We start from the raw sequence: 14,647 nt of genomic DNA on the forward strand, positions 1-14,647 counted from the left end.
CACCCGTTCAACGTTTCCTCGGCGGCCAAGGAATCATCGCACCCACGAAAAAAGCCGCGACCCGAGGGCTGCGGCTTCTGTTCTCAGTCAGCCTGAACGGCTGGCTATATTCTCGTTCCGCGTCCCCGAAGTCCGCCCGCGATCAGCGAGATGACGAACAGGATGATGGCGATGACGGCGACGAATTTCGCGATTTCGAACGAGAAGTTGGCGATCCCGCCAAAGCCGAGAACGGCGGCGACGAGCGCGACAACGAGGAAGATGATGGCCCAGCGAATCATGGAGATCCTCCGTGCTAGAGGGTTGATGACAAGCGCCGCCCAGCTTCGACGCCGCCTGTCAGATCAACGCCCCCGAGGCGTGGCCGTTCCGCCTATCGCCGGTACCGGGTGTGCGATTTCTCGGTGAAGGCGGCGGCGACCATGGTCGCCAGCGCCGGGTTCCTGAGGAAGATCCAGCCGCCGGCGAGGGCCGCGACCGTGCCCAGGATCGGACGCGAGCGGAACAAAGCGTAGGCCCGGCCGCCCAGACCATGCGGTTCGTCTTCGTCGTCGTCCTCATCATCCATCACGCCCGCAGCGTTCAGGTAGATCACGGCCACGATGATGGCGATGACCGCGAACACAGCCGCCGTGATGGCGGCCGCGCCGAGCGCCGGCAGAACCAAAGCAAGCGCATAATAGAGCGTCGCGCCGAGCGCCACGACCGCCACGAAGGCGCTGGCGGCGACCACGAAGGCCGCCGTCAGCTTTTTCACAAGCCCCTTGCCGATCATCAGCGGCGACGACCTGCGAGCAGCAGGCCCAGAACGACGCCGACGCCCAGGGCGATGGCGGTCGACTGGACCGGGCGTTCCTGGACGCGTTCGGTGATGTAGCGCTGGGCTTCATCGAAACGCTCGGACGCGTCGTCGTAATATTCCCGGCCGCGCACGCGAGCCTGGTCGTAGTAGCCGCGAGCCTGTTCGCGGACCTCGTCGGCGCGCTCGCGGATGCGGGCGTCGGCCTCGGCGGCCTTTTCGCGCAGGCGGGCCTCGGTCTCGGCCGCCTTGGCCTTGAGGCGCGCGGTCTCTTCGCGTGCGCCGACCTTGAGGTCCTCCTTGAGGGTGTTCAGGTCGTTCTTGATGTCTTCACGAGCCTTCGAGGTCGCCATGATGCCGCGCTCCAGTTTTTTCAGCTTGGCCGTTGATACAGGCCTCGTGGCGACAACGCCATATTGCGGCGGTTGTTCCTCTGCGGTGCAGCAAGTAGGAGGAGGCAACAGGGAATAGGCAATAGGCAACAGCGCTCTGCGAAGGCTCCGCTGTTGATGTGCCGAACCCTATTGCCTGTTGCCTGTTCCCTGTTGCCTATAGCGGCCCATGACCTCCTACCTCTTCGCGCCCGCCCCGATCCCCTCCCTGCCGATCGTCGGCGATGAGCGCCGCTTCCCGGTGCGGCGCATCCTGTGCGTGGGTCAGAACTATGCGGCCCACGCGCGCGAAATGGGCAATGACCCGACGCGTCAGGAGCCGTTCTTCTTCTCCAAGCCCGCCGATGCGATAGTCACAGACGGCGCGGACCCCGCCTATCCGTCGGCGACGGAGAACCTGCATTTCGAGGTCGAGCTGGTGGCCGCCATCGGCGAGGGCGGCACGATCGCGGGCTGGGCCGTGGGCGTCGATCTGACGCGGCGGGATCTGCAAGCCAAGGCCAAGGAGAAGGGCCGTCCGTGGGATGCGGCCAAGGGGTTCGACCAGTCGGCCCCCATCGGGCCGCTGACGCTGGACGCCCTACCGGATGCTGCGGGGGTCATCAGCCTGAGCGTCAACGGCGAGACGAAACAGTCGTCCACCCTGGCGGAAATGATCTGGAACCCGGCCGAGATCGTCGAGAAGGCCAAGACGCTCTGGGCGCTCCAGCCCGGCGACCTGATCTTCACCGGCACGCCCGAGGGCGTCGGTCCGCTCGTCGCAGGCGACGCGGTCGAAGCCGCCATCGCGGGCCTCGAGACCCTGAGGTTCACTGTAAAATGATCCTGCACGGCTATTTCCGCTCCAGCGCGGCCTATCGCACCCGGATCGCCCTCAATCTGAAGGGCGTCGCCTACGAGCAGCATGCGGTGGACCTTCGTACAGGCGCCCAGCGCTCCGAGGCCTTCCTGAAGCTGAATCCGCAGGGTCTGGTCCCCGCACTGGAAGTGGAGGGCGCGGTCATCACCCAGTCGGCGGCCATCCTCGAATGGCTGGACGAGACCTACCCGGAGCCGGCCTTGATGCCGGACGACGCGCTCGGCCGGGCGCAGGTGCGGGGGATGATCGGGCTGATCGCTTCGGACATTCACCCTCTGAACAATCTGCGGGTGCTCACGGCGCTTCGGGAGACCTTCGGTGCGGATCAGGCGCGAATCGACGCCTGGGCCGGCGGCTGGATGATCCCGGGGTTCGAGGCCCTGACGGCGTTGACGACGAAACAAGGCCGGGGCTGGCTGCACGGCGCCACGCCGACGCTGGCCGACTGTTATCTAATCCCGCAGCTCTATTCGGCGCGCCGCTTCAACGTGGACCTGACGCCCTTCCCGGCGTTGACGGCGATCGAGGATCGGGCGCTGGCCCACCCCGCCTTCGCCGCTGCCCATCCGGACCGCCAGCCGGACGCCGACTGAGCGATTCACGTTCCGCCGGTAAGGAACCGGTAGGGTCTCCCTCAGCATCGCTTAAGCATTGCCGGTGCAGAGTGTCGGGGTGAAATCACGCATTTCCCCTTCCCCGGCCGCAAAGCTGGCCCTCGCGGTCGTGACCGAGCCTGAGCGCGCGCTGCCCGTGCCGGTCGGCGCCCGGGAAGAAGCGATGCGCACCCTGCTTCAGACGGCCGGAGACGCGGGCGTCAGCATCATCGCCACCCGCCCGACCGGCGATGGCGAACGACTTCTGGGTCAGTCCTGGCCCTTCCCCTCGCCCTTCTCCGTGACCGTGCGCACCGTGGCCCTGTCCGAAGGTCTGGACCGGGTCGAAGCCCGCGCCCGGCGTTCGCTGGAACGGATGGGCCTGCCGCGCGGCGATGTCCTGCTGGCGTCCGGCGTCGCCGACCTGGCCGGCGCCGAGGGTCGCGCCCTGTGGGACCGGATGCAGGCGCTGAAAGACAAGGGCCTGTACAAGCGCATCGGCTTCATGGCGACGATGGAGGACGGGCCGGTGCTGCTGGCCCGCCGTTTCCAGCCCGACGTGGTGCAGATGCCCTGCAATATTCTGGACCAGCGTCCGGTGACCGAGGGCGTGCTTTCGGAGGTCGCGGGCCTGGGCGTCGACGTCCATGTCTCTTCGGTGTTCGCGCGCGGCCTGTTGTTCACCAACCAGGAAAATCTGCCGCCGCATCTGGCCGAGCACGGGATCGCCCTGTCGCGGACGCGCCGCCGTCTGGCCGAGGCCCGGATCGATCCGATGCAGGCGGCGCTGGCCTTCTGCCTCGGCCTGCCGCCGGCCGCCGCAGTGGTCGCCAGCGTGGCCTCGGCCGCCGAACTGCGCGCGGTCCTGGCCGCCGCCCACGCCCCGCGGCCCGATCTGGACTGGGATGCCCTGGCCTTCCGAGAACCGGCCGTGCTGACCGCCGGATATCGACAGCAGGTCGCGGCCTAGACTTCTTCGCTTGAGCCGGGGCGGCCGATCCGTCACCCTGACGCGCTCCCATGAACGCCCCCCTCTCCCATCCGCCGAAGACCGACGCGACCGCCCCTGACCCCGGCGTCGTCACGCCCTTCATGGCTCAGTATCTGGCCGCCAAGGCGTCGCAGCCGGATGCGATCCTGTTCTTCCGCATGGGGGATTTCTACGAGCTGTTCTTCAAGGACGCCGAGGTGGTTTCGGCCGCCATCGGCCTGACCCTGACCAAGCGGGGCAAGCATCTGGGCGAGGACATCGCCATGTGCGGCATGCCCCACCACGCGGCCGAGGGCTATATCGCCCGCCTGATCCGCCAGGGGTTCCGCGTCGCCATCTGCGAACAGATGGAGGATCCGGCCGAGGCGAAGAAGCGCGGCTCCAAGTCCATCGTCCGGCGCGACATCGTGCGAGTGGTGACGCCGGGCACCCTGACCGAGGATTCGCTGCTGGATGCGCGGGGCGCCAACCGACTGGCGGCGGTGGCGATCAGGAAGGGCCGCGCGGCCGTGGCCGTGGTCGAGCTGTCGGCGGGGGCCGTGGACTGCGTCGCCTGTGACATCGGCGACCTGGGCGCGACGCTGGCGGCGTTCCGGCCCAGCGAGGTGCTGGTCACCGACAAGCTCTATTCCGATACCGATCTGAAGGGCGCGCTCGACGGGTCGGGCGGGGTGGTTCAGGCGCTGGCGTCCGCGGTCGCGGAGCCGGCGGCGGCGGGGGGGCGGGTGGCGCGCCTGTACGGCGTCGCCTCGCTGGACGGATTCGGGGCGTTCGAAGAGGCGGAGGTCTCCGCTCTGGGCCTCATCGCCGCCTATCTGGAGACGACCCAGGCGGGCAAGGTCCCGGCCCTGGCCCCGCCGCGTCGGTCGGGAGATGCGGGCTTCCTCGCCATCGACCCGGCGACGCGGTTGAGCCTCGAGATCGACCGGACGCAGAGGGGCGAGCGCGAGGGATCCTTGCTCGCCTGCATCGATCGCACGGTGACCTCGGGCGGGGCGCGGGCCCTGGCCGAGCGGATCGCCCGGCCGCTGCGCAATCCGGTCGAGATCAATCATGGACTCGATGCCGTCGAATGGCTTCTGGAGCGGCGCTCGCTGCGGCGGGACCTGCGCGACGGACTGAAGGCCTCAGCCGATGTGGCGCGGGCGGTCTCACGACTGGCGTTGGGACGCGGCGGACCCCGCGATCTGGCCGCCATCCGCGCCGGACTGACCATCGCCGAGGCGATCGCCGGGCTGTTCACCGTCTCGCCCGATCCCCTGACCGGTCCGCCTCAACGCATCATCGGCTGTCTCGACCGTCTGACCCTGTCGCCCGATGTGGCGCGGTTGATGATGGATCTGGCCGAAGGGTTGATCGAGGAGCCGCCGCATCTGGCGCGCGACGGCGGCTTCGTGCGGCCCGGCTTCCGGCCGGAGCTGGATGCGTCCCGCGCCCTGCGCGACGACAGCCGCCGGGTGGTCGCCGATCTGGAGGCCCGCGCGGTGGCCGAGAGCGGCGTGCCGTTCAAGATCAAGCACAATGCCGTCCTGGGCTATTTCCTCGAGACCACGGCCAAGCACGCCGAACCCCTGTTCCGCCCAGGCTCTGGAGGAGTGGCGCCCGAGAGCCCCTTCATCCACCGCCAGACCCTGGCGGCGCAGGTGCGGTTCACGACGGTCGAGCTGTCGGAGCTGGATGCCAAGATCAGCCAGGCCGGGCATCGGTCGCTGGCCATGGAGGGCGAGACCTTCGAACTGTGGCGCCAGACGGTGCAGGCGCTGGCCATGCCGTTGCAGGCCGTGGCCGATGCGCTGGCCGAACTCGACGCCGCCGCCGCTCTGGCAGAATGGGCGGAAGAGGTCGGGGCGGTTCGCCCTGTGGTGGACAGCTCGAAGGTCTTCGCCGTCGAGGCCGGTCGGCATCCGGTGGTCGAGGCGGCGGTCAAGCGTGCGGGCGATCCCTTCACGCCGAACGACTGCCGGCTGGACGGCGACGGGATCGGCTGCGCGCGCCTCAGCATCGTCACCGGGCCGAACATGGCCGGCAAGTCGACCTTCCTTCGCCAGAACGCGCTTCTGGTCGTGCTGGCCCAGGGCGGCTGTTTCGTGCCGGCGAAATCCATGGCGCTGGGCGTGGTCGACCGATTGTTCAGCCGGGTCGGAGCCGGGGACGATCTGGCGCGCGGTCGCTCCACCTTCATGATGGAGATGGTCGAGACGGCCGCCATCCTGACCCAGGCGACGCCGAACAGCTTCATCGTGCTGGACGAGATCGGGCGCGGCACGGCGACGTATGACGGCCTGGCCATCGCCTGGGCCTGCGCCGAGGCCCTGCATGACGTGAACAAGGCCCGGACCCTGTTCGCGACCCACTATCATGAGCTGGCGCGGCTTGAGGAGCGGCTGGACCATGTCTGCAACCTGTCCATGAGGGCCAGGGAGTGGAACGGCGAACTGGTCTTCCTGCACGAAGCGGCGCCCGGGGCGGCGGACCGGTCCTACGGCGTCCAGGTGGCCAAGCTGGCGGGGGTGCCCCCGGCGGTGGTTGCGCGGGCGCGGGCCGTGCTCGACCGACTGGAGACGGAGAAGGCGGCCCAGGGGCGCTTGGACGACCTGCCGCTGTTCGCCATGGCCGAACCGCCCCCGCCGCCGATGAGGTCGGCGATCGACGACGCAGTCGCGGCGCTGGATCCCGACGCCCTGACGCCGCGCGAGGCGCTGGAGGCGCTTTACCGGTTGAAGGGGTTGGCGAAGTCGTGACCCTCGAGGCCCAGCTCGATGCTACCGTTTCGGGCGCGGGCGTCAGGCCGGCCGTCGCCGCCATCCTGAAGGCCCATCACGACGCCGCCCGTGAGAAGATCGCGACGAAACTGGCCAACGGCCTGCCCGGCGTCGAGGTGGCGCGGCTGTACTCCGCGGCGGCCGATGAACTGTTGATCGCGCTCTGGCGGTTCACGACCGAGACCCTCTATCCGTCCCACAATCCGACTGAAGGCGAGAAGCTCAGCCTGATCGCCGTCGGGGGTTACGGCCGGGGCGTGCTGGCACCGTTTTCGGACCTGGATCTCGTCTTCCTGCGCCCGTGGAAGACGACGGCGCGAACCGAGACGGTGGCCGAGTTCATGCTCTACGTCTTGTGGGACCTGGGCTTGAAGGTCGGGTCCTCGGCCCGATCCGTGGACGAGGCGCTGTCGCTGGCCCGATCGGACATGACGATCCGCACGGCGCTTCTCGAGGCGCGACCGCTCGCAGGCGACGAGCAACTGACCGGCGACTTCCTGTGGCGGTTCCGGGGCATGGTGACCAATGCGGACCCGCGCCTCTTCATCGCCGCCAAGATGGAGGAACGCGACAGCCGCCACGCCAGGACCGGCGCGGTCCGCTATCGCGTCGAGCCGAACATCAAGGACGGCAAGGGCGGGCTGCGCGATCTCAACACCCTGTTCTGGATCGCCCGGTCGCTGGCACCCGACAGCCCGCTGGGCGCCCGGGTGCTGGACGAACTGCTCACCGCCCGCGAGCGCCGGACCTTCGAGGAGGCGTTCGACTTCCTGTGGCGGGTCAGGGCGCATCTGCATCTGGCGGCGGGACGGGCCGAAGAGAAGCTGACCTTCGATCTCCAGCCCGAGGTGGCGCGGCGGATGGGCTGGCGTGGACGCGGCGACGAGCCGGCGGTCGAGCGATTCATGCGCCGCTATTTCCTGGTCGCCCGCGACGTCGGCGCCCTGACCCGGGCCATGAGCGCGACGCTGGAAGCCCGCCAGCAGAAGAAGACCATGAGCCTGTCGCGCCTGATCCCTGGCCGGAAGAAGAATCTCGGTGTTGAGGGCTTCATCGAGGACGGCGGCCGGCTGTCGGTCACGGGGCCCGAGGTCTTCGCCGAGGACCCGGTCAAGCTGCTGACCCTTTTCGTCACGGCGGACCAGCATGATCTGGACCTCCATCCCCACGCCTTCTCGGCCGTGACCCGGTCGCTGGCCCTGGTGACACCGAAGCTCAGGCGGGATCCGAGGGCGACGGCGGCGCTGCTGCATGTGCTGGCCCACGGTCAGCGGCCTTACCGCGTCCTGACCATCATGAACGAGGCGGGTCTGCTGGGCCGGTTCCTGCCCGAGTGGGGTCGGATCGTGGGCCAGACCCAGTTCAACATGTACCACGCCTATACGGTCGACGAGCACACGCTCCAGGCCATCGGCATCATCAACGACATCGCCCGCGGCAAGCTGAAGGCCGACCATCCCTTGGCCAGCGAGGTGATCCACCTGATCGCCGACCCGGAAGCCCTCATGCTGGCCATGCTGCTGCACGACGTCGGCAAGGGCGGAGAGCGAGGACAGCTGGAGGACGGCGCCATCGCCGCGCGCCGCGCCTGCGAACGGCTGGGCGTCGATCCCCGGCGGATCGAGATCGTGGTCTGGCTGGTGCGCAACCACCTGGCCTTGTCGGACTATGCCCAGAAGCGTGATGTGTCGGACCCGGCGACCGTGCGCGCCTTCGCCGAGATCGTCGGCGATCCCGAGCGGCTGCGCATGCTGCTGGTCCTGACCGTGGCCGATATCCGCGCCGTGGGGCCGGGGGTGTGGAACAGCTGGAAGGGCCAACTGATGCGCAGCCTCTACGCCGCCGTCGAGGCCCTGTTCCGGGGCGAAGCGCTGGAGGCGACCGACCCTCTGGCCGAGCATGCCGATCTGATCGCTCGCGCCCATACGGGAGGCGCGGCGGTGGAGGCCCGAACCTGCGTCGCCGGTCAGATCGAGGAGACGACGGAGATCGCCCTGGCGACCCGCGACCGGCCCGGCCTGTTCGCCGATCTCGCCGCCGTCCTGGCTGCTGCCGGAGCCGACGTGACCGGCGCTCGGGTCGCCACGGCCGCCGACGGCACGGTCCTGGACGTCTTTCAGGTCCAGGACGGCGCCGACCAGCCCTATGGCCAGGCCGAACCCCGACGGCTCAAATCCCTGCTCTCGGCTCTGAAGGCGGCGGCCAAGGGCAAGACGCCGGTCTCGCCGCCCGCCATGCCCAGGCCCTCGCCCAGAAGGGCCGCCTTCGATGTGCGTCCGGTGGTGATGATCGACAACGCCGCCTCGGCCGACGCCACCGTGATCGAGGTTTCGGGCGCCGACCGTCCGGGCCTGCTGGCCGAACTGTCGCGCACGCTCTCGGACCACGACCTGTCGATCCGCTCCGCCCACGTCGCGGGCTTTGGCGAGCGGGCAGTCGACAGCTTCTACGTCACCGATCGGAAGGGCCGGAAGCTGAAGTCCGACGGGCTGCTGGACGAGGTCCATGCGGCGCTGGAGGCCGTGCTCGACCGCGCGCCCGCCGCGCCCGAGGGTCGCCGGATCACCGCCGCCCGGGCCAGCGCGCGAGACGTCTCCGAGCTGAGGGTCAGGAAGCCCGTTTCGCCTGGCCCGGAAGCAGGCTAAGGCCGATGCCTTCCCGACCCCAGTCATGAGCCCCGATCGTGAGCCTCGCCCGTAACGCCCTCGTGCAGGCGACCCTGACCCTGGGCAGCCGCATCCTGGGGTTCGCTCGCGACCTGTTCCTGTCGGCCCGCTTCGGTCAGGGGCCGATGATGGACGCCTTCACCACGGCGTTGATGCTGCCCAACATGTTCCGGCGCCTGTTCGCCGAGGGCGCCTTCGCCCAGGCCTTCGTGCCCATCTACGGCGGGGTCCGCGCGAGGGAAGGCGAGGAAGCCGCCGCCGTCACGGCGTCGGAGGCCCTGAGCTTCATCTTCGCGGTGGTCGCGGGTTTCTGCATCCTGGCCCAGGTCGCCATGCCCTGGCTGATGCCCTTCCTGCTGTCGGCGTGGAAGGAGGACGCGGGCGTGATGTTCGCGGCGACGACGGCCGCGCAACTGACCATGCCGTATCTGGCCTGCATGACCATCGCGTCGCTCTTGTCCGGCGTGCTGAACACCTCGGGCCGGTTCGCCCTGTCGGCGGGCGTGCCCGTGTTCCTGAACCTGTGCACCCTGGCCCCGCTCGTGGCGCCCAGCGTCATCGACATCGATCAGGCGACACTGCTCTATGCGGTGTCGGCGGCGGTGACGATCTCGGGCGTCATCCAGGCGGGTCTGCTGTGGTGGGGCGTCCGGCGTCTGGGCATCCGCGTAAGCCTCAATCTGCCCCGGATGACGGCGGGCGTGGCGCGGACGCTGAAACTGGCCATCCCGGGCGTGGTGGCCGGCGGGGCGCTTCAGCTGAACTCGGTGGTTTCGCAGCTGCTGACCGGCTCGAACGAGGGCGCCCGGTCGGTGCTCTACAACGCCGATCGGCTGTACCAGCTGCCGCTCGGCCTCGTCGGCGTCGCCATCGGCCTGGCCCTCGTGCCGCGCCTGACCAAGGCCTTCGTGTCGGGCGATCACGAGGGCGGGCGCAAGACGCTGGACGACGGGATCACCCTGTCCATGGCCTTCACCCTGCCGGCGGCGGTGGCCTTGTTCGTCATTCCCTTCTTCATCATCGACGCCACAGTGACGCGCGGCGCCTTCACCAGTATCGACGCGGCCCGGACCGCCGACGTCCTGCGCCAGTTCGCCTGGGGCGTGCCGGCCTTCGTCCTGGCCAAGGTCCTGACCCCGCCCTTCTTCGCGCGCCAGGACACGCGCCGGCCGATGATCTTCTCGATCGCCTCGGTGGCGGTGACCGTGGCGCTCGGTTCGGCCCTGTTCTTCGGGCTTCAGGCCGCCGGCAGGGACGGGGTTCTGGGTCTGGCGGTCGCGACCAGCGTCTCGGCCTGGGTCAATGTCGGGCTTCTGGGGGGAACCCTGCTGCGCGAGAAGGCCTGGATCGTCTCGGGCCGGTTCCTTTCGAAGTTTTCGCGCGTCCTGCTCGCCAGCGCCGTGATGGCCGCCGTTCTCGTTCCGGCCAGTGTCTTCTACCCCGAGCTCAGTCGGCTTTTGTTCGCCAAGGAAATCGCCGTCCTGGTGGTCTGCGGCGTCGGCGCCCTTGTGTATGCCGTCTGCCTCGTGCTTTTCCGCGCGGTGAGCGTCTCCGAACTTAAGGCGACGCTGCGACGTGAACCGGGCGCCTCAAGCCCCGCCGGACTGGATTGATGACTGACGCCTCCCCGACCGAGCCCGCGTACCAGGGCCCCCGCCGTATCCTCAGCGGCATCCAGGCCTCCGGCGCCCTGCATCTGGGCAACTATCTGGGCGCGCTGAAGCGGTTCACGGCTTTGCAGGACGCCGCTCCGACCTTCGTCTTCGTCGCCGACATGCACGCCATCACCGTCTGGCAGGACCCGGCCCTGCTGACCGCCCAGACGCGCGAGATCGCCGCCGCCTACCTGGCCTCGGGCCTGGATCCGAAGAAGACGGTCATCTTCCCCCAGTCGGCCGTGCGCGCCCACGCCGAGCTCGCCTGGATCTTCAACTGCGTCGCCCGCCTCGGCTGGCTCGACCGGATGACCCAGTTCAAGGAGAAGTCGGGCAAGCACAAGGAACGGGCGTCCGTAGGCCTGTACACCTACCCCGTGCTCCAGGCCGCCGACATCCTGCTCTACAAGGCGACCGAGGTGCCCGTCGGCGAGGACCAGAAACAACATCTGGAGCTGACCCGCGACATCGCCGGCAAGTTCAACAACGACTTCGGCGTGCCCGGCTACTTCCCCCTGCCCGAGCCGGTGATCCAGGGTCCGGCGACGCGGATCATGAGCCTGCGTGACGGGGCGGCCAAGATGTCGAAGTCCGACCCGTCGGACCAGTCGCGCATCAACCTGACCGACGACGCCGACACCATCGCCGCCAAGATCAGGAAGTCCAAGACCGACATGGGCGTCATGCCGGAGCCCGGCGAAAGCCTGGACGGTCGGCCCGAGGTCAAGAACCTGATCGCCATCTACGCCGCCCTGTCGAACCAGACGCGCGACGAGGTCACGGCCCAGTTCGCGGGTCAGGGCTTCGGCGCCTTCAAGCCCGCCCTGGCCGATCTAGCCGTCGAGGCCCTGGCTCCCGTCACCGCCGAGATGCGCCGCCTGATGGCCGATCCGACCGAGATCGACCGGGTCCTCCGGGAGGGAGCCGAACGCGCGGCCGAGGTCGCCGACCCGGTGGTGGCAGAGGTCAAGAAGATCGTCGGCTTCTGGCAGGCGTAAGCGCATTTCGGACGCGACGTCGGTGCCGGGGCTGACGTGGATTCCGGCGCGCGCTAAGGCGTGGCCATGAGCCATCCTCTCGACCGCGCCGTGTGGAACGCCCTGACGGGTCGACTGTCTGGGTTCGTCACTGATGAGAGCGACGCCCGCGCGGTGCGGATCGACCCGGAGGTCGGCATCTTCGTCTCCGGCACCGATGCGGAGCCGGAGACGCTTCAGGCCATGGCCGATCTGGCGCTGCGTCATCGGGGCGCGGGGATGGTCGAGCGGACCGGCAGTGCCATGGGAGCGCTCGACCTGCCGGGTGTCGAGGTCGTCAACCGCGTCCCGCTCGTGCAGATGACCTGCGCGGCCCTCACGCCGGGCGGGCCGGACCTCGCCTTCGAAACCCTGACAGAGGCCGATGCGCCGGAGATGCTGGCCCTGGCCATCCTGACCAAGCCCGGGCCGTTCCGGTCGCGCACGCGGGAACTGGGGCCTTTCATCGGGGTCAGGTCGCAGGGCCGGCTGGTGGCCATGGCGGGGCGTCGCATGCGCGTGGATGGCTTCACCGAGCTCAGCGGCGTCTGCACCCATCCCGATCATCGCGGCAAGGGCTATGCGGCAGATCTGTCGCGGGCCGTGGTCGGAGAGATCCTGGCGACCGGCGAGGGGGCCTTCCTGCACGCCTTCGCCGAGCATGACGCGACCATCGCCTTCTACCGCTCGCTGGGCTTCGAGGTCCGCGCACCGATGACCTATACGATCCTCAAATAGCGGAGAGCGGGATGAGCCACGTCGCGACGGTCGAATGGACGCGGGGCGACCAGCCCTTCGTCGACAACCGATACGCCCGCGCCCACGTCTGGCGCTTCGACGGCGGGGCGGTCGTGCCGGGGTCTTCGGCGCCGTCGAACGTGCCGCTGCCCTATTCCGACGCCGCGGCCGTGGACCCGGAGGAGGCGATGGTCGCCTCCCTGTCGAGCTGTCACATGCTGTGGTTCCTGGCGCTCGCGGCCAAGGCGGGCTGGGTCGTCGATCGCTATCTCGACGAGGCGTCCGGCGAGCTGGACCGGATCGACGGCGGCCCCCGTTTTCTGGCCCGGGTGATGCTGCGGCCGGTCACGACCTTCTCAGGGCCCCAGCCGAACCAGGCCGAACTCGACGCCCTGCATCACGCCGCGCATGAACACTGCGAGATGGCGCACACGGTGCGCTCGACGATCACGATCCAGGCCTCGGTCGGCTGACGCTTCCCTTTCAATCCGTGCATCCCGGCGAAGGCCGGGATCCAGATCACAGACACAGGCGGCGGGGATGTCGCACCGTGCTCTCTGATCCAGGCGCTGCGTCGCCATCTGGACCCCGGCCTTCGCCGGGGTGCACGGAGAGAGGGTTAGGTCCGCGCCTTCAGGAAACCCACGAACCGCCTGATCGCCTCCTTGGTCGCCTCGGGATCGTGGCGAATTTTGGGATGGGTCAGGCCCGGCTCGTCGAAGGCGTGGGTGGCGTCGACGACCCATTCCTCGATCTCGGACCCGGCCTCGCGGGCGCGGTTCAGGACGCGTTCGTAGTCGGCGCGCTTGGCCAGATGGTCCCGCGTCGGGATGATGACCAGGGCGTCCAGCGCCCGGCGCCAGCGAAACCAGCGGCTCCGCGCCGGGAAGGCGACGTAGGGATAGGGCATGAAGGCGCCGACGACGCCGGACAGGTCGGCCTTCATCGGGTCGGCGATCATGGCCTCGCCGCGTTTTTCCAGCTTCTCGGTCATCAAATCCATGATGGCCCAGGCGCCGTGGCTCCAGCCGGCCAGGACGATGCGGGTCGGGTCGGCGTCGGGCAGGTCCTCTGCGAAGGTCGCGGCCGCCATCACGTCACCCGCCCGCGTGCCTCCACGCAACAGAAGTCCGGTGCAGACGAAGGTGCGGACGAAGGCGTCGGACCAGCCGCGGGCGATGAAGCTCTCGACCGTCACGCACATCCAGCCGGCCTCGGCGGCCGCCTCGGCATAGCGATGCAGATGCGAGCGCACCCCGCCGCAGCCGGGGAAGATCAGGACGACGGGAAAGGGGCCGGGACCCTCAGGACGGCGCACGACGAGCGATGGCTTCAGCTTCGCCCATCGCCTCGCCAGAGTGTCCATCAGGCGGCGACGTGAGCGGGCCGTGGGGCGACGGCGACGTCGTCCAGCAGGGCCTTGAACCTCCGGATCGCCTCGCCGGTCAGGTCGGGATCGTATTTCATCGGCAGGGCGGTCATCGGCTCGTCGAAACTGTGGGTGCCGGGCGCGATCCAGGTCTCGACCTCGGCGCCGCAGTTCCTGACCATGTCGTGGACCCGCTCGGCGTTGCGGACCGTGGTCAGGTGGTCGCGCTGCGAGATGACGGCCAGGGTCTTCGGGCAATGCCGCCACGGCCGCATCCGGTTCATGGCGGCGACGCCGACATAGGGATAGGCCAGATAGGTCGCCTTGACGCCGGACAGGTCGGCGGTCTCCGCGTCCTTGACGCCGAGCGCCGTCGCCGGGTTGGGGTCGCAACTCATGGCTTCCATGATGCCCCAGCCGCCGTGGCTCCATCCGGCCAGGGCGATGCGGGTCTCATCGACATCAGGGCGGGCCGAGACGCCCTGGATGGAGGCCACGACATCGCCGCCCCTCTGCCAGCCGCGCAGCATCAGGCCGGTGCAGACCGTGGCCATGGCGAACTCGCGCGACCAGCCGCGTGGGGCGTAGCTGTCGACGATCACCGCCCGCCAGCCCGCCTCCCTGGCCGCCTGGGCGTACATCGGCAGATGGCCGCGGAGACCGCCGCAACCATGGAACAGGATCGCCGTGGGCCGCGGCCGGTCGTCGTCGGGCCCGACGACGGTGGCATAGGGCTCGAGCTTCGCCCAGCGGTCGGAGAGGGTGTCCATGGGCGGCATCCTATTCGCTTCACTGGCGGCGGGGGAA

General features: G+C 69.2%; 14 protein-coding genes. 9 read left to right on the forward strand and 5 right to left on the reverse strand.

Going from position 1 to position 14,647, the window contains the following annotated elements; all coding sequences use genetic code 11:
• Nucleotides 1-104: 104 nt before the first annotated feature.
• The 3 genes from ACW171_RS12540 to ACW171_RS12550 form a co-directional block, all read right to left on the reverse strand.
• A complete protein-coding gene (locus ACW171_RS12540) occupies nt 105-281 on the reverse strand; it encodes a DUF1328 domain-containing protein (RefSeq protein WP_492093686.1) in 177 nt (58 codons plus the stop codon).
• Nucleotides 282-373: 92 nt separating this feature from the next.
• A complete protein-coding gene (locus ACW171_RS12545; protein ID WP_492093688.1) occupies nt 374-757 on the reverse strand; it encodes a hypothetical protein in 384 nt (127 codons plus the stop codon).
• Between the two features lie 17 nt (nt 758-774).
• A complete protein-coding gene (locus ACW171_RS12550) occupies nt 775-1,152 on the reverse strand; it encodes a glycine zipper domain-containing protein (RefSeq protein ID WP_492093689.1) in 378 nt (125 codons plus the stop codon).
• Nucleotides 1,153-1,360: 208 nt separating this feature from the next.
• On the opposite strand from ACW171_RS12550, the gene ACW171_RS12555 reads away from it, so the two are divergent.
• The 9 genes from ACW171_RS12555 (at nt 1,361) to ACW171_RS12595 (ending at nt 12,944) form a co-directional block, all read left to right on the forward strand.
• Nucleotides 1,361-2,014, forward strand: a complete 654-nt coding sequence (locus ACW171_RS12555) for a fumarylacetoacetate hydrolase family protein (RefSeq protein WP_492093690.1) — start codon at nt 1,361-1,363, stop codon at nt 2,012-2,014.
• On the forward strand, nt 2,011-2,643 hold the full coding sequence (gene maiA, locus ACW171_RS12560) for a maleylacetoacetate isomerase (protein ID WP_492093691.1): 633 nt from the start codon (nt 2,011-2,013) through the stop codon (nt 2,641-2,643). Before ACW171_RS12555 ends, maiA begins: the two co-directional genes overlap by 4 nt.
• Before the next feature lie 79 nt (nt 2,644-2,722).
• Nucleotides 2,723-3,613, forward strand: a complete 891-nt coding sequence (locus ACW171_RS12565; RefSeq protein WP_492093692.1) for an aldo/keto reductase — start codon at nt 2,723-2,725, stop codon at nt 3,611-3,613.
• A 50-nt stretch (nt 3,614-3,663) separates the two neighbouring features.
• The gene (gene mutS / locus ACW171_RS12570; protein ID WP_492093694.1) at nt 3,664-6,375 is read left to right on the forward strand and encodes a DNA mismatch repair protein MutS; all 2,712 of its coding nucleotides are present in this window, start codon (nt 3,664-3,666) and stop codon (nt 6,373-6,375) included.
• A complete protein-coding gene (glnD, locus tag ACW171_RS12575) occupies nt 6,372-9,041 on the forward strand; it encodes a [protein-PII] uridylyltransferase (protein ID WP_492093695.1) in 2,670 nt (889 codons plus the stop codon). Before mutS ends, glnD begins: the two co-directional genes overlap by 4 nt.
• A 38-nt stretch (nt 9,042-9,079) precedes the next feature.
• A complete protein-coding gene (gene murJ, locus ACW171_RS12580) occupies nt 9,080-10,675 on the forward strand; it encodes a murein biosynthesis integral membrane protein MurJ (protein WP_492093696.1) in 1,596 nt (531 codons plus the stop codon).
• Nucleotides 10,675-11,715, forward strand: coding sequence for a tryptophan--tRNA ligase (trpS, locus tag ACW171_RS12585; protein WP_492093697.1), 1,041 nt, complete (start codon nt 10,675-10,677; stop codon nt 11,713-11,715). The genes murJ and trpS overlap by 1 nt, the downstream gene beginning before the upstream one ends.
• A gap of 66 nt (nt 11,716-11,781) precedes the next feature.
• The gene (locus ACW171_RS12590; RefSeq protein ID WP_492093698.1) at nt 11,782-12,471 is read left to right on the forward strand and encodes a GNAT family N-acetyltransferase; all 690 of its coding nucleotides are present in this window, start codon (nt 11,782-11,784) and stop codon (nt 12,469-12,471) included.
• An 11-nt stretch (nt 12,472-12,482) separates the two neighbouring features.
• On the forward strand, nt 12,483-12,944 hold the full coding sequence (locus ACW171_RS12595; protein WP_492093699.1) for an OsmC family protein: 462 nt from the start codon (nt 12,483-12,485) through the stop codon (nt 12,942-12,944).
• A gap of 146 nt (nt 12,945-13,090) precedes the next feature.
• Here the strand turns inward: ACW171_RS12595 and ACW171_RS12600 are convergent, their stop codons facing one another.
• Both ACW171_RS12600 and ACW171_RS12605 read right to left on the reverse strand, forming a co-directional pair.
• A complete protein-coding gene (locus ACW171_RS12600) occupies nt 13,091-13,789 on the reverse strand; it encodes a dienelactone hydrolase family protein (RefSeq protein WP_492093700.1) in 699 nt (232 codons plus the stop codon).
• Between the two features lie 47 nt (nt 13,790-13,836).
• Nucleotides 13,837-14,610, reverse strand: coding sequence for a dienelactone hydrolase family protein (locus tag ACW171_RS12605; RefSeq protein WP_492093701.1), 774 nt, complete (start codon nt 14,608-14,610; stop codon nt 13,837-13,839).
• Nucleotides 14,611-14,647: the final 37 nt, after the last annotated feature.

The sequence above is a fragment of the Brevundimonas sp. FV1ye28 genome (assembly GCF_058681135.1).